This window comes from Pseudomonas sp. Pse1, assembly GCF_024519635.1.
Taxonomy (GTDB): Bacteria; Pseudomonadota; Gammaproteobacteria; order Pseudomonadales; family Pseudomonadaceae; genus Aquipseudomonas.
In genome coordinates, this window is the sequence record NZ_JALJRO010000021.1 from 62922 (window position 1) to 78249 (window position 15328).

Sequence of the window (15328 nt, forward strand, 5' to 3'; positions counted from 1 at the left end):
ATGATGGACGCTGTCTGCTCTGATCTGTTGGCCGAAGTACGGGCTTTTCGCCAACGCTACCCCGAGGTGCGTTACGTCGACCTCATCTCCCTGGACATCCCGGGGCACTTTTATGGCAAGCGCTACCCGATCGACATGCTCGAAAAAGTCGCCGCCGGCAGCGCCCTCAAGCTGCCGCAGAACTGCGTGCTGCTGGGGGTGCAGGGCGGGCTGTTCAAGATCGGCGACTACTGTTTCCACGACGGCGACCCAGACGCGGTGCGCCGCCTGGTTCCAGGCACGCTCAAGCCGGTGACATGGGAGTCGCAGCCCCTGGGGCAGATGCTGATCACCTCCGACGGCACCGCCAGCCCGATCGAATTCGAACCCCGGGAAGTGCTGGCCCAGGTGCTGCAGCGCCTGCGTGGCAAAGGCATTCACCCGGTGGTGGCCTTCGAGTTGGAGTTCTACCTGTTCGACAAACAACTGCGCGACGGCCTGCCGCAGTTCCCTCGCGACGGCCTCACGGACGACTGCGACGACCAGCCGAACATGCACATCGAACGTCTGTCGCGGTTCTCCCCGGTGCTCGATGACATGGTCGAGACCGCGCGCCTGCAGGGTATCGACACCACGGTGATCACCGCCGAACTCGGCCCCGGCCAGTTCGAAATCAACTTCGGCCATCTCGACGACGGCCTGCAAGCCGCCGACTGGGCCGCCTTGTTCTGCCGCAGCACCCGTGGCGTCGCCCTCAAGCACGGCTACCGCGCCAGCTTCATGGCCAAACCGTACCTGCAACATCCGGGCAGCGGCATGCACGTCCACGTCAGCCTCTACGACGCTGAAGGCCAGAATCTGCTGGCCGCCAATGAGCAGCAGGCGTTGCGCCACGCCGTCGCCGGCTGCCTGGAACTGCTGCCGCACTGCATGCCGATCTTCGCCCCGAACCAGAACGCCTACCGCCGCCTGGGCGGCACCGTCAACGCCGCCACCCGCGCCAGCTGGGGCTTCGAAGACCGCGACGCCTGCGTGCGGATCCCCGAGTCCGACGCGAAAAACCTGCGCATCGAACACCGCCTGGCCGGCGCCGACGCCAACCCCTACTTGGTCCTCGCCGCAATCCTCGTGGGTCTCGAACAAGGCCTCGACGCCGCCCGCGAACCCATCCCGCCGCTCAATGACGACCGCAACAGCGGCATCGACTTCCCCCTCGACATCCTCGAAGCCGTGCGCCAGATGCAACACCAGTCTCGCCTGCGCGAAGGGCTGGGCGCCGAGTTCGTCGACGTCTACTGCGAAAACAAACGCCAGGACCACCAGGCCTTCCTCCAGGAAATCCACGCTCGGGAATACCGCTGGTACCTGTAAAGCACCGGCCCACCGGCAAAGTGGGCCAGTGAATTGAAAACCTTGAGATTTTTTACTTTTCGTCCTTGACAGGACACCGGAAGCAGTCCAGAATTGCGTCCATTCCTGCTTAGGGAAAGAGAAAAACTCTTTAGAAATCAAAGAGTTGAAACTGGATAGAAATGCAGTTTCCTTCTCAAGTTGTTTGCGTTTGATGTTGTTGTTAATGCATCCGACGTTTGAGGCCGAGTAGCAAAATGGTTATGCAGTGGATTGCAAATCCACCTACGCCGGTTCGATTCCGACCTCGGCCTCCACTATTGAAAACCCCGTAGCTCAATGAGTTACGGGGTTTTTTTATATCTTCAGGAAAGGCATGTGTTCCGCAGTTTTCGACTGGTGTTCCGCAACTGTGCACGCTGGGGGCGCCCGTGGTCAGGGTGATGACAGGCTGCAGTCGACCGATTCTGTTGATCGTCTTGGCCTGAAGTCCAGCTGATGCGCGTCTCTGCCGAGTAATCCTCACGGTCGGTCATGACTCGCTAACCTAAGTGATTGATTCTGGTTTTGTTTTAGGGTTAAATCTGCCCCTGCTTTTGGATTTCCCATGCCCCGATGGTGAAATTGGTAGACACATCAGACTTAAAATCTGCCGCCGAAGGGCGTGCCGGTTCGATTCCGGCTCGGGGCACCATATTCGCTTCTCTGGCTTTACCAAGCCTTATCAAAAAGCCCCGCAGGCATAGAGCTGGCGGGGCTTTTTTGTTATCAGGGCTGGATCAGGCAACCAGCCGTTGCACCACTTCAATTATCTTCTGACCAGCGCCGCGTATATCCAGTGGTGAACAGTGCTTGAGTGTCAGCGCATCTGAAACTGCCCATCATGGTGCGTAACGCTAAACGTTACTCGTTAAGCTTGAGTATGCGCCTGAAGTTAAAGACGCAGAAAATTGTGGTAGATGACGGCTGCACGAGCCCCTAACTCTGCCGATCAATATCCCGGCGCAACACCACCGCCGTGGTGATGTCCTCAACACTTTCATGACTGGCAACCGCATCCCTGACCCGATTCAGGTCGTCAATGGTCCGGGCTTCAACCTCGATCACCAGGTCAAGCTGGCCGCTGACTGAAGACACCCGGCGCACCTGGGAGTTTTGTGCGAGCAGGTCGAGCAGGCCCATGGCCGGGGTGCGTTTGAGGCTGACCAGGAGGATGGCGCGGATGACGTGGGCGTCAATTTCTCCGATGTCGGCGCGATAACCGCGGATCACGCCGCTGCGTTCCAGATTGATCACCCGCTCGCTGGTGGCGCTGCGGGAGAGGCCGATGCGCGCTGCCAGGGCCTTCAGGGCAATGCGCGCTTCTTTGGAAAGTATCTCGAGTATTTCGCGATCTTTGCTGTCCAGGTCTCGCATCCGAACTTCCCTTTTTTGCTACCGAAATTGTGCCGGTCGATTCCGACAATATGCAGGCTGAAGTCGACCGTATACCTACTGCCGTCCCAGGCGTTGCGTGCCAAGCTATCTGAAAAAAATGGCTTGGAAAACAATTACCATGACAATCCTCTCCCATCCTGCCCCGCAGTTCTCCACCGGGGATGCCGAAAAACTCGGCGAGCAGCTTTTCAACGTGATCGGTACGGCGACGCCGTTGGATGGCGAGCGCGACCGCAACTATCGGTTGAAGACCGACACCGATGCCGGGTGGATTCTAAAAGTCGTCAACGCCTCCGAGCCACGGGTCGAAAGTGAGTTTCAGACGGCCTTGCTCAGTCACCTCGCCCGTCACAGTCCCGAACTGAGCGTGCCGTTTCTCAAGCGCAGTCTGGACGGCGAATTCCTTGCCTCGGCCGTCGCGCCGACCGGCGAGCAACACGCGGTGCGGCTGGTCAGTTGGCTGCACGGTACGCCGCTGGCCGAGGTTCCCCGTACCACGCCATTAATGCGCAGCCTGGGCCGGGCCTTCGGTGCCGTGGACCGCGCGCTGCAAGGCTTCATGCATCCTGGCGCGGTGCGCGATTTTGATTGGGATCTGCGTCATGCCGCCCGTTCTCGCTCGCGTCTGCACTTTGTCAAAGACCTGGAAAAGCGCGCGATCCTCGAACGCTTCATCGATAGCTTCGAGCAAAACGTGCAACCGCAACTGGCGCGCCTGCGCACGCAGATCATTCATAACGACGGCAACGACTGGAATATCCTGGTCGACTCCGAGGATCAGCAGAAGGTCTCGGGGATCATCGATTTTGGCGACGCGGTGCACACCGTGCTGATCGCCGAAGTCGCCATCACCTGCGCCTATTCGATTCTCGACATGCAAGACCCGATCGGAGCGGCCGCGGCGCTGGCTGCCGGTTTTCATGAGCAGTACCCGCTGCAGGCGGAGGAGCTCGACGTCCTGTTCAACCTGATCGCCATGCGCCTGGTGACCAGCGTCACCTTGTCCGCCTCGCGCCACGACCGCACCGAGGACAATCCGTACCTGGCCATCAGCGAAGCGCCGGCCTGGCGCCTGCTGGAAAAAATGGACCGGATGAACCCGCGCCTGGCCACGGCGATTCTGCGCAAGGCTTGCGGCTTCGATGCGATTGAGGGCGCCGGGGCGATTCGCCGCTGGGTGGCGCAGAACAGCAAGTCGTTCGCCGATATCGTGCGGCCGTCGGCGGCGAGCATGAACAAGGTCATCGCGCCGTTTGGTGATGCGTCCCATGTGATGACCATTGCCTCCGCCGAACAGCGTCCTGCTGAAGCGACACAATGGTGGGAAGATTTTTCCGCCGAACACAAAGTGCCGCTGGGCATCGGCCCTTGGGGCGAAGCGCGGACCATCTACACCGACACGGCATTCGAGTCGCGCTTCATTGAAGGCCAGCGGCGGATCATTCACGTCGGTGTCGACTTGATCATGCCCGCCGGCACGCCGCTGTACACCCCGGTGGCCGGGGTGGTGCAGAGCGTCGAGGTCGAGCGCGAGCCGCTGGGCTACGGCGGTGTGATCATGCTCAAGCACTCGCCCGAGGGTTGCCCACCGTTCCTGACTTTGTGGGGCCACATGGCCCATGAAGCCCTCGACCGTCTGCAGCCGGGTGAGTATTTGGAAGCCGGCGCGCTGGTCGGGCATATGGGCGCCGATACGGAAAATGGCGGCTGGATTCCCCACGTGCATTTCCAGATGTCCACCGACATCGGTTTGCAAGCCAGCGAGTTCATTGGCGTTGGTGAGGTGGCTTACCTGGATGTCTGGGCCGACCTGTTCCCCGACGCTTCGACCCTCGCCGGCATTCCGCCGGAAACCTACAGCCAGGACGGTCGGACCAAGGCCGAGATCGTCGCCAAGCGCAAGGAGTTGCTGCTGCCCAACCTGTCGATTTCCTATTCCGATCCGATCAAGTTTGTGCGTGGGGATGGGGTTTGGCTGATCGATAATTTTGGCCGGGCGTATCTGGATTGCTTCAACAACGTCTGCCACCTCGGCCACTGCCATCCGGATGTGGTCGACGCGCTGTCGCGCCAGGCCGGGCGGCTAAACACCAACACCCGTTATCTGCACGACAATATTGTCGAGTACGCCGAGCGCCTGACGGCGACCTTGCCCGAAGGCCTGGCGGTGGCGTCTTTTGGTTGCTCGGGCAGCGAAGCCAACAGCCTGATGCTGCGCATGGCGCGCAATCACACTGGGCGCGACGAGGCGATTGTGCTGGATTGGGCCTACCACGGCACCACCCAGGAACTGATCGACCTGAGCCCATACAAGTACAAGCGCAAGGCCGGCAAGGGCCGAGCTGCGCACGTGTTCGAAGCAGCGGTGCCGGATCCGTATCGGGCGCCGGAGGACTGGGCGTTCGAGGACATGGGCAAGCGCTTTGCCGAGAGCGTCGCCGAGCAGATCGACAGCATGCGCAAGCAGGGCAGGGCACCGGCGTTCTTCCTCGCGGAGTCGATCCCCAGCGTTGCCGGGCAGTTGTTCTTCCCTGAGAACTACCTGAAGGAGGTGTATGCCATGGTGCGCGCCGAGGGCGGTGTGTGCCTGGCCGACGAAGTGCAGGTCGGGTTCGGTCGTGTCGGTAGCCACTGGTGGGCGTTTGAGACGCAGGGCGTGGTGCCGGATGCGGTGTCTATGGGCAAGCCGATCGGCAACGGCCATCCGATGTCGGCAGTGGTGACCACGCGGGAAATGGCCGACAGCTTCAACAATGGCATGGAGTACTTCAACACCTTTGCCGGTAGTCCGGTGTCCTGCGCGGTGGGCTTGTCGGTGCTCGATGTGATCGAGCGCGATGACCTGAAACTCAATGCGCTGACCGTGGGCAACTACTTGCTTGAGGGCTTCCGCAAATTGCAGCAACGCTACGACGTGATTGGCGATGTGCGCGGCCAGGGGTTGTTCCTCGGGATCGAATTGGTCACCGATCGCAAGACCAAAGTACCGGCAACCCAACTGGCGAAGAAGGTCGCTGATGGGGCCAGGGAGCGTGGGATTCTGATCGGCACCGAAGGCCCGTTCGACAATGTGCTGAAGATGCGCCCATCGATGATTTTCAGCCGGGGTAATGCGGACTTCCTGTTGGAAGTGCTGGATGAAAGCTTCGAGGCGGCATTGCGGTAATCCCCTGTAGGAGCGGCCTTACCCGCGATGGCGGCATGTTAGTCAACAACCAGTTGACTGTCCCGGCCTCATCGCGAGCAGGCTCGCTCCTACAGTGGATGTGTGGTGCATGCTGTTCGACCGCCAACCCCTGTAGGAGCCAGCCTGCTGGCGATAGCGGTCTCTCATTCAGCCATTATGTTGGATTCAACCAATCGCCACCAGACACCGCTCAAAAATATCCAGCCCCTCTTCCAGCACTTCCAACTCAATGGTCAACGGTGCCAGCAAGCGGATGATGTGCCGTGATTTGCCGCTGGGCATCAGCAGTAAACCGTTGTTTCGGGCACTCTCCAACAGCTGGGCAAGGACCGCCGTGGCGGGTGCGCCTTCAGGGGTGATCAGCTCGATCCCGCGCATCGCCCCAACCCCAGTCAGCCTGCCCAGGTAGGGCGAAAGCTTGCTCTGCTGCCAGGCCTGGTAACGGCGGACGATCGCCTGTTCCTGGCGTTCGCCCCAGGCCGACAGGTTGGCGTCGCTCATTTCGTCGAGGGTGGCCAGCGCCGCCGCGCAGGCGATTGGATTGCCCGAATAGGTGCCGCCGAGTCCACCTTTGGGCAGGGTGTCGAGCAGGGGCTTTTTACCGACTACCGCGCCCAGTGGCAGACCACCGGCGATGCTTTTGCCGAGCAGGATCAGGTCCGGTTCGATGCCCAGGCGGCTGAAGGCAAAGCGCTGTCCGGTACGGCCGAAGCCGGACTGGATTTCATCGGCGATCAGCAGAATGCCGTGCTCGTCGCAGAACTTGCGCAGCGCTTGCGCGAACAGCGGATCGAGGGCCAGAAAGCCGCCTTCGCCCTGCACCGGTTCGACAATGAAACAGGCCACTTCATTGACGTCGATCTCGACACTGAACAGGCGATCCATGGCCTTCAGCGCGTCCTGGGAGGTCACGCCATTGTCCGCACTCGGGTAGGGCAGGTGATAGACAGGGCCCGGCAAGACGCCGACGCGCTGCTTGTAGGGCGCGACTTTGCCGTTGAGGTTGAGGGTCGCCAGGGTGCGTCCATGGAAGCCGCCGTCGAAGGCAATCACTGCGGTGCGGCCGGTGGCGGCGCGGGCGATTTTCAGCGCATTCTCGGCCGCTTCGGCGCCACTGTTGGTCAACATGCCGCTGACCGGGTAGGACACCGGGATGAACTCGGCCAGACGCGCCATCAATTGTTTGTAGGGTTGATGGGGCGCGGCGTTGAACGCGTAGTGGGTCAGGCGCGTGGCCTGGTTGCACACCGCCTCGACAATCTTCCGATGGCAATGCCCCAGGTTGAGCACGCCAATGCCGCCGATAAAATCGATGTAGCGCTTGCCGTCGGTGTCCCAGACATGGGCATTGTTGCCGTGACTCAAGGTCAGCGGATGGACGATGGCGATGGACTCACTGATGGACGCTTGAGGCATTTTGCGGTTCCTGGCTGCAGGGGATTTTTATCCCATGAGAGCGAGGATCAGCCGCTCACCACAAGCGAAAAGAAATGCCTCAGTCATTCCATAAACTATTGAACGCAGCTATCGCACCACGACTTTGCAAAGGCCCTCGGCAGTGCTCTACAACAGGGCTTTTGCCCTCGACGCGACATAGTGTCGGCCAACTCCGGCAATGTGTCAGGCAGGCTGACGCCTTGCCGGGTGCTTTCCACATTTGCCTATGCAAAACTTTTTCGTGAAGGCTGGGTAATAAACCCTCGAAAACCAAATAATTATTCTTCCAAGGTGCCATCCAATGCTGACTAAAAAGCTCAAGGGTCTGATCGTCGCTTCCACCATTGCAGCCTCCGCGCTGTTCGCCACCTGCGCCGTGCACGCAGATGATTTGCAGTCGATCGAGAACGCCAAAGAGATCCGCATCGCCATGAGCGGTCAATATTCACCCTTCAGCTTTGCCAACGAGCAGAACCAGATTGTCGGTTTCGACGCCTCCATCAGTGAGGCGCTGGCGGAGCGCATGGGGGTCAAGGTGAAGATCATCACCACGCCGTTCGACGGGATCATCGCCGGGCTGCTGGCGAAAAAATACGACGCCATCGTCGCGTCCATGACCATCACCCCGGAGCGCCAGAAGGCCGTGGATTTCGTCGGTCCCTACTACCGTGCCGGACGCACCATCGTGGTCAAGGAAAACTCCCCGATCAACAGCGTCGATCAGCTCAAGGACGTCACCGTCGGCGTGACCCTGGGCGACGCTCACGATAAATGGGCAAGGGCACGTGGCAACCTCAAGGTGCGGACCTATAAAGGCCTGCCGGAAATGCTCGTCGACCTCGACGCCGGGCGCATCGATGCGCTGGTGATGGACAGTGTGCCGGTGCTGGTGGCGGTCAAGCAGACCGGGCAGAAGGTGCGCATCATCACCCCGCCGGCGGGTGAAGGCAGCATCGAGGACATGGGCATCGCCCTGCGCAAGAACAACCCCGAACTCAAGGCGACGCTGGAGAAGGCGCTGGCCGGTATGCTCGCCGATGGCACCTACGAAAAGATCTCGATGCAGTGGATTGGTAACGATATCCGCTGATGTGCATTGACCCTGGCCCAGGCGCAAGCCGGGCCGGGCACGCCGACTTTTCCGAGTGTTCCCATGGATCTGACACTGATACAGCGCACCTTCCCGTTTTTCCTCGAGGCGGCCTGGATCACCGTGCAAATCTCCGTATTGGCGCTGTTGCTGGGTTTTCTGGTGGCAATCGTGCTGGTGGCGGGGCGGTTGTCCTCGATGTTCCTGTTACGTTGCCTGGCACGTCTGTACATCAGCGTGTTCCGTGGCACTCCCTGCTTGGTGCAATTGTTCATCATTTATTTTGGCGGGCCGCAGATCGGTCTTGAGCTGGAGCCGTTTACCGCAGGGGTGATCGGTCTGGGGCTGAACATTGCCGCCTACATGGCCGAGTCCATTCGCGGCGCCATTGCCAACGTCGACCCCGGCCAGGTGGAAGCCGCGCGCTCCATCGGTTTTGGTCGCAACCAGACCTTGTGGCTGGTGACGCTGCCGCAGGCGGCCAAATTGATGATTCGCCCGTTGGGGGTCAACGCCGTCGCGCTGATCAAGGGCTCGGCGTTGGTGTCGACGATTTCGGTGGTTGAGCTTTCTTACACCGCACAGCGTTTCATCAGTTCAACCTACAAGCCGTTTGAAATTTTCCTGGTCTCTGCGCTGTTGTATATCGTGATGGTCTACTCGGTCCGATACCTCGTGGACTACCTCGATCAACGATTCGCGGCCAAGTGAGAGTATTCAGATGCAGAGTCTAGATCTAAGTATCGTCACGCCTTACTCCGAGCTGCTCGCCACCGGCCTGTGGTGGACGGTGGTGATGTTTGTCAGTTCCAGCATCCTGAGTTTGCTGGCCGGCGTCGCTTTTGCACTCATCGTTTTGTATGCGCCGAAAATCCTCGCGCTGCCGGTGCGCTTTATCACCTGGCTACTGATGGGCACGCCGCTGTTGCTGCAGCTGTACCTGATCTACTACGGGTTGGTGCAAGTGGGGATTGATATTCCGGCGCTGGTGGCGGGAATCATCGGCCTGAGCCTGCACTTTGCGGTGTACAACGCCGACGTGATCCGTGCCGGCGTGGTTTCGGTGGATCCGGGGCAAATAGAAGGGGCGCGCTCCATTGGCCTCAGCCGCGCCCAGACCCAGCTTTACATTGTCGTGCCGCAGGCGCTGCGCCAGACCATCGCGCCGCTGGGCAACAATCTGATCGTGCTGCTGAAGGACACCTCCCTGGTGTCGATCATCGGGATTGCCGAGTTGGTCTACAGCGCACAGCTTGCCGTGAGTGAAACCTACAGCCCGTTCGAGTTCTATCTGACCGTTGCGGTTATTTACTATGCAGCCAACCTCGTGCTCGAAGCCGGCCTGCATCTTTTTGAAAAAAAGGTAGAGATGTCACGATGATCAGCGAAAAAAGCATGGTTGAAGTGAAGGGGGCCCGTAAGGCCTACGGCGCCCTGGAAGTGCTCAAGGGCATTGATCTCTCGGTCGCCCGTGGACAGATCATCGCCATCATTGGCCCCAGTGGCTCTGGCAAGAGCACCCTGCTGCGCTCGATCAATCACCTGGAAGTGCTCAACGACGGGGAAATCTGGCTCGACGGCGAACAGGTCAACCGGCCGTTGAAAGGCCGGGCCTTTGAACAGCACATCAATGCGGTGCGTCAGCAAATGGGCATGGTGTTCCAGCACTTCAATCTGTTCCCGCACCTGACGGTGTACGAAAACATCGCGCTGGGGCCGATCAAGCTCAAGGGCCTGACGAAAAAGGCTTCCCGCGAGTTGGCGATGGAATATCTGTCCAAGGTTGGCCTGGCAAACAAGGTCGATGAATACCCCTCGCGCCTCTCCGGCGGGCAGAAGCAGCGGGTAGCGATTGCCCGGGCCCTGGCGATGCAACCGAAAGTCATGCTGTTCGACGAAGCCACCTCGGCCCTCGACCCGGAACTGGTGGAAGAGGTCAATCAGGTGATGAAGCAATTGGCCGCAGAGCACATGACCATGTTGATCGTCACCCATGAGATGCGCTTCGCTGGCGAAGTTGCCGACCGTATCGTGTTCATGGACGGCGGGGTGGTGGTCGAGGAGGGCGCGCCGCACGAAATCCTGCAGAACCCTGCCCAGGAACGCACCCGCTCGTTCCTGAAGAAACACCTGCACAGATAAACCGCGCTTCCTGCGCCCTCTCGTGCCGGGCATCGGCTTACGCCTGTTGGCCCGGTACTGTTGCTGAACGTTCAGACCAACCTCCTTCCCTGACTGCACCGCCGGTCGGCTTTTCCCTGCGCCGCTTGAACCCTCGCTGGAACGGGTCTAGCTTTCTGATGTGGGAAAATATCCCACATAAAGAATTCAGTGGTACAGACGCAGGACAAATCCTGCCTCGACAAAGCGTTCCTCGCGGTAAATGACTGGGAGATGGCTGATGCAGACGAACAAGATATTCAAGAAAGCGCTGTTGGTGATGGCGATGGGAGGCGTGCTCTCGGCAGCCACGGTGTTGATCCCGGATTCGATTTCCCATGACTCCAGCGCCTACGCCAAAGACGGCGGCAGTGGCGGTGGCGGAGGTGGAGGTGGAGGTGGTGGCGGGCACGGTGGCGGCAGCGGCGGAGGTGGTGGAGGCCACGGCGGTGGCGGTGGTAATGGTGGTGGAGGCGGTGGAGGCCACGGTGGTGGTGGTGGTGGTGGTGGTGGTGGTGGCGGTAACGGTAACGGCGGTGGAGGTGGTGGCGGTAATGGTGGCGGCGGTGGCGGCAACGGCGGTGGACACGGCGGCGGTGGCGGTAACGGCGGCGGAAGCGGAGGTGGAGGCGGCCATGGCGGAAGTGGAAGTGGTGGCGGCGACGGTGGCGGTCATGCTGGTGGCGGCAATAGTGGCAGCGGGCATAGCGGCAGTGGTCATGGTGACTCGGGCCAGGGTCAGGCCGGTAACTCCAACTCCGGACGCAGCAGCAACCACGCAGAGGCTGGCGATGATCACGGTAATCACGTTGGTGGTGAGCCCGGTGATGATCATGGCAATCATGTTGGCGGTGAATCCGGAGATGATCATGGCAATCATGTTGGCGGCGAGCCTGGTGACGACCGTGGCAATCACGTGGGCGGTGAGCCTGGTGATGACCGTGGTAATCATGTGGGTGGCGAACCGGGGGATGACCGCGGCGTTCACGTCGGCGGCGAACCGGGTGACGACAACAGCAGGAGCTGACTGAACCGAGGGTTTCCAGGTGGCGGCGGGGAAATAGTCGTATGGGATTTTTTCCCGCGTCGCTATACTGGAGGTATCTCTCAAGGAATGTGTTGAATGCACTCGCCCACTCTCCCTCCTGCACTGATCAGAGCCCTGCGCCAGGTGATGCGTCCCCTGGTGCGTCTGATGCTGCGCAAAGGCGTGACTTTTTCGGTGTTCGTCGACCTGCTCAAGGAGGTCTTCGTCGAGGTGGCGGATCGCGAATTTCGGCTGGATGCCAAGCCGCCGAGCGACAGCCGCATCAGTTTGCTCACCGGTGTGCACCGCAAGGACGTCCGGCGCCTGCGCAAGGACGACGATTCGGCACTTGAGGCACTTCCTGAAAACATCACCCTCGGCGCACAACTGGTGAGCGTCTGGGCCAACAGCAAGCCGTTCTGCAAAAGCGCCGGCAAGACCCTGCCGTTGCCGCGCCTGGCCAGTGTCGGCGGTGAATGCTCCTTTGATGCGCTGGTGGCGAAAGTCAGCACGGACATTCGTGCCCGCGTGGTGCTCGACGAGTGGCTGCGCCTGGGCGTGGTGCGCCTCGATGAGCAGGACTGTGTGCACCTGGAAGCCGAGGCATTCGTGCCGCAAAAGGGCTTCGACGAGAAAGCCGGGTACCTCGGCCACAACCTGGGCGACCATGCCAATGCCGCGGTGCACAACTTGAGCACCGACGGGCGGCCGTTCTTCGAGCGTAGCGTCCACTATGACGCCCTTGGGCCGGCCAGCGTTGAAACCTTGCGTCAGGCTGTGAGCAATGAGGGATCGCAACTGCTGCTGGGGTTCAGCAGCCTGGCTGCCGATCTTGAAAACACCGATGCAGGAAAAATCGATCAACCTCAGCGCATCACCATCGGACTTTATTTCTACACTGAGCCTACTGCCCCCACTTCCTTGCCGGCTGCCGACTGATGATCTTCTCTGCGCGTCGCTTGCGTACGTTCGTCCTTGCCCAGTGCCTGGCGCTGCTGGCGGGGATTCCGACGTTTGCGCTAGCGTCGCCAGCCTGTGTCAGTCGCGATGAAGTGGGCATGGCCGGTGCGTCGCAACTGCAGGCCCCGGGCGGGATTGGCGGTACCGGAGCCAAGCCGGGAGGCGTCGGCGGCACGGGCATCGACAATGGCGGGGTCGGTGGCACGGGCGCGCCAACTCGTCAGCGTCCCGGCGGCATCGGCGGAACCGGCGCGGTAGCCGGCGGTGTCGATGGTCAACTGATCTACCACGGCAACGGCGGCGTTGGCGGCACCGGTGCGCCGGTGCAGCAGCCGGGCGGTATTGGTGGCACCGGCATCGTCGGCACCATCACCGGTTTCGCCTCGATCTGCGTCAATGGCATGGAAGTGCATTTTGGCAAGGACGTTCCCGTCAGTGAAAACGGCGTGCCGGCCGACAGTGCACATTTGGCCATAGGCCAGGTGGTCGCGGTGGAAGCCTTCGCCAGCAAACGCGGTCTGCAGGCAGGGCGTATTGCGATCCTCAACGTCTACGAAGGTCCGTTGACCGGGCTGCCGAACGCCTCGCAACCGTTGCGGGTCATGGGCCAACCGGTGCGCCTCGCCGCCGGGGCACGGGTCGCCGAAGGCTTGCGCCCAGGCGAACCGGTACGGGTCAGCGGGCTGCGTAATGCCAATGGCGAAGTGGTCGCCAGTCGCATCGAGCGGGCGCCGGGCCTCAAGGAGGTCAGCGCGATTGGTACGGTTGACCGCGCGGGTAGCCTGCAGGGCTTGAAACTCGGCACCCGGGTGGCGCCGGCGCAGGAAGTACTGGTCCGCGGCCAATGGTCCGGTCGCCAACTGGAAGTCGCGCAAAGTCGTCCCGACCCGAGCACGCCGTTTGCCGGCCGGGTTCGCGAGGCGGTGATCGAAGGCCTGGTACAAGGACGGCAGGATCGTCGACTGGTGGTCGGCGGCTTCAATGTCACTGTGGATCGCGGCACGGTGTTCAGCGGCGAACAGTCTTCGGGGCTGGAAATCAATCAGCGGGTCCGGGTCACCGGCGTATTCAGCGGCGCCCGGGAAGTGCGCGCCGTACGGGTCGAATACCAGCCTGAGCGTGTCGATGTGTCCAATCGCGGACATGGCGGGCGCGACAATCGCTCGGACGACGATCTGCAGCAGCGCAGCGATAACTCGGGCTCCTCGGACTCGTCGGGCGATGACAGGCGTGGACAAGGCAGTGTGGACGGTGGTGATCGGCGCAGCGACAGCGGTCGAGGCAGTGACGATAGCCGTGGCGACAGCGGCCGGGATGATCGAAGCGGCAGAAGCGGTGGCGACGACCGCAGCGACAGGATCGACAACAGCGGCAGCGGCAAGTCGGAGTCCATCGACCGCTCGGGCACGTCCGACAAGGTCGAGAAAGTCGAGCAACCAGAGAAGCAAGACCGCAGTGGGCCGTCCGACCGGGTCGAGAAAGTGGAGAAGGTTGAAAAGGTCGAGAAAGTAGAAAAAGTTGAGAAGGTTGAGAAGGTTGAGAAGGTTGAGAAGGTTGAGAAGGTCGAGAAGGTCGAGAAAGTAGAAAAAGTCGAGAAGGTTGAGAGGGTCGAAAAAGTGGAGAAGGTTGAGCGACCGGAGAAAGTCGAGAAGGTCGAAAAAGTTGAGCGGCCGGAAAAGGTAGAAAAGGTAGAACGACCCGAGAAGGTAGAAAAAGTGGAAAAGATTGAGCGGCCGGAAACAGTGGAGAAGGTGGAGAAAGTTGACCGGCCGGAGAAAGTGGAAAAACTGGATAAGGTTGAGAAGGTCGAAAAAGCGGAAAAGATCGAAAAATAAACTGACCGCTACCGTAGTGTGCAGCACCCGCAGAATTAGCAACTAGGCTAGGTACATTCGATCACACTTCTCTCCCGGGCCCTGAGGTGAAGATGAGACCTGTGCTTACCCTGCTGGCCACCTTGATTGCCGGATCCGCCGTGCCGGCCCTGGCCGATACCTTCAACGCTGCAGTCGGTCTCGATTATTCGAGCGGTGACTACGGCACCGGCACCACCTCCGAAATCTGGTACGTCCCCGTCATTGCCAAGTTTGAAACCGGACCGATGACCTATAAGGTCACGGTGCCCTGGCTGCGTATTACCAACCCGGAGGTCGGCCCCAATGGCGATCCTTTGCCGGGCGGTTGCCATGACGTGGAAAGCGGCATGGGCGACACGGTCGCCAGTGCGGGCTATGCCTTGCTCGATGGCAGCGATGGCGGGGGCGTATTAGTGGATCTGATTGGCAAGGTCAAGTTTCCGACGGCAGATGAAGACCAATGCCTGGGCACCGGTGAAACCGACTACAGCGCCCAGATCGACGTCGCCAAAGCCTTTGGCCCGGTCACCGGTTTCGCCACCCTCGGTTGGAAAAAGTTCGGTGATCCACCCGACACTGACTTTGACGACCCGATTTACACCAGCATCGGCTTCGCCGTCCCCGTTGCCGCCCGCACCACCGCGGGCGCGTCCTACGATTGGCGGCAGAAAGTCGTTTCCACCGGCTCGCAAATCCAGGAACTCACGCTGTTCGTCACCCACAAGCTCAACCAGGAATGGAAAATCCAGCTGTATGCGGTCAAGGGTTACTCCGACGCGAGCCCGGACGGCGAGGGCGGGATGGTGCTGTACCACACTTTCTGAAGGAGGGGCTCTGGTCACGCG

12 protein-coding genes and 2 tRNA genes are annotated in these 15328 nt (G+C 60.7%); 12 read left to right on the plus strand and 2 right to left on the minus strand.

Annotated elements, in window-relative coordinates; translation table 11 throughout:
- The first annotated feature begins 3 nt into the window (after positions 1 to 3).
- From NR126_RS24050 to NR126_RS24060, 3 genes are all read left to right on the plus strand, one after another.
- Positions 4 to 1350, plus strand: a complete 1347-nt coding sequence (locus NR126_RS24050; RefSeq protein ID WP_256831928.1) for a glutamine synthetase family protein — start codon at positions 4 to 6, stop codon at positions 1348 to 1350.
- Positions 1351 to 1572: 222 nt separating this feature from the next.
- Positions 1573 to 1646, plus strand: a tRNA-Cys gene (locus NR126_RS24055).
- A gap of 292 nt (positions 1647 to 1938) precedes the next feature.
- Positions 1939 to 2023, plus strand: a tRNA-Leu gene (locus NR126_RS24060).
- A 284-nt stretch (positions 2024 to 2307) separates the two neighbouring features.
- Here the strand turns inward: NR126_RS24060 and NR126_RS24065 are convergent.
- Complete coding sequence (locus NR126_RS24065) at positions 2308 to 2745, minus strand: Lrp/AsnC family transcriptional regulator (protein WP_027618337.1); 438 nt, start codon at positions 2743 to 2745, stop codon at positions 2308 to 2310.
- A 139-nt stretch (positions 2746 to 2884) separates the two neighbouring features.
- Between NR126_RS24065 and NR126_RS24070 the strand changes: the two genes are divergently transcribed.
- Positions 2885 to 5932 carry an aminotransferase class III-fold pyridoxal phosphate-dependent enzyme gene (locus NR126_RS24070; protein WP_256831846.1) on the plus strand — a complete coding sequence of 1016 codons (3048 nt, stop codon included), beginning with the start codon at positions 2885 to 2887 and terminating at the stop codon, positions 5930 to 5932.
- Positions 5933 to 6118: 186 nt separating this feature from the next.
- Here NR126_RS24070 and NR126_RS24075 read toward each other — a convergent pair whose 3' ends face one another.
- Positions 6119 to 7369 (minus strand): aspartate aminotransferase family protein, encoded by a 1251-nt coding sequence (locus tag NR126_RS24075; protein WP_256831849.1) that lies wholly within the window; start codon positions 7367 to 7369, stop codon positions 6119 to 6121.
- A 322-nt stretch (positions 7370 to 7691) separates the two neighbouring features.
- Between NR126_RS24075 and NR126_RS24080 the strand changes: the two genes are divergently transcribed.
- The 8 genes from NR126_RS24080 (at position 7692) to NR126_RS24115 (ending at position 15307) form a co-directional block, all read left to right on the plus strand.
- Complete coding sequence (locus NR126_RS24080; RefSeq protein ID WP_256831852.1) at positions 7692 to 8480, plus strand: ABC transporter substrate-binding protein; 789 nt, start codon at positions 7692 to 7694, stop codon at positions 8478 to 8480.
- Between the two features lie 63 nt (positions 8481 to 8543).
- Positions 8544 to 9191, plus strand: a complete 648-nt coding sequence (locus NR126_RS24085; RefSeq protein ID WP_256831854.1) for an amino acid ABC transporter permease — start codon at positions 8544 to 8546, stop codon at positions 9189 to 9191.
- 10 nt (positions 9192 to 9201) lie between these two features.
- On the plus strand, positions 9202 to 9861 hold the full coding sequence (locus tag NR126_RS24090; protein WP_256831856.1) for an amino acid ABC transporter permease: 660 nt from the start codon (positions 9202 to 9204) through the stop codon (positions 9859 to 9861).
- Complete coding sequence (locus tag NR126_RS24095; RefSeq protein WP_027618331.1) at positions 9858 to 10622, plus strand: amino acid ABC transporter ATP-binding protein; 765 nt, start codon at positions 9858 to 9860, stop codon at positions 10620 to 10622. Before NR126_RS24090 ends, NR126_RS24095 begins: the two co-directional genes overlap by 4 nt.
- A gap of 259 nt (positions 10623 to 10881) precedes the next feature.
- Positions 10882 to 11667 carry a hypothetical protein gene (locus tag NR126_RS24100; protein WP_256831858.1) on the plus strand — a complete coding sequence of 262 codons (786 nt, stop codon included), beginning with the start codon at positions 10882 to 10884 and terminating at the stop codon, positions 11665 to 11667.
- Between the two features lie 96 nt (positions 11668 to 11763).
- On the plus strand, positions 11764 to 12606 hold the full coding sequence (locus NR126_RS24105; RefSeq protein WP_027618329.1) for a DUF6502 family protein: 843 nt from the start codon (positions 11764 to 11766) through the stop codon (positions 12604 to 12606).
- The gene (locus NR126_RS24110) at positions 12606 to 14462 is read left to right on the plus strand and encodes a DUF5666 domain-containing protein (protein WP_256831861.1); all 1857 of its coding nucleotides are present in this window, start codon (positions 12606 to 12608) and stop codon (positions 14460 to 14462) included. Before NR126_RS24105 ends, NR126_RS24110 begins: the two co-directional genes overlap by 1 nt.
- 92 nt (positions 14463 to 14554) lie before the next feature.
- Positions 14555 to 15307 carry a hypothetical protein gene (locus NR126_RS24115; protein ID WP_256831863.1) on the plus strand — a complete coding sequence of 251 codons (753 nt, stop codon included), beginning with the start codon at positions 14555 to 14557 and terminating at the stop codon, positions 15305 to 15307.
- Positions 15308 to 15328: the final 21 nt, after the last annotated feature.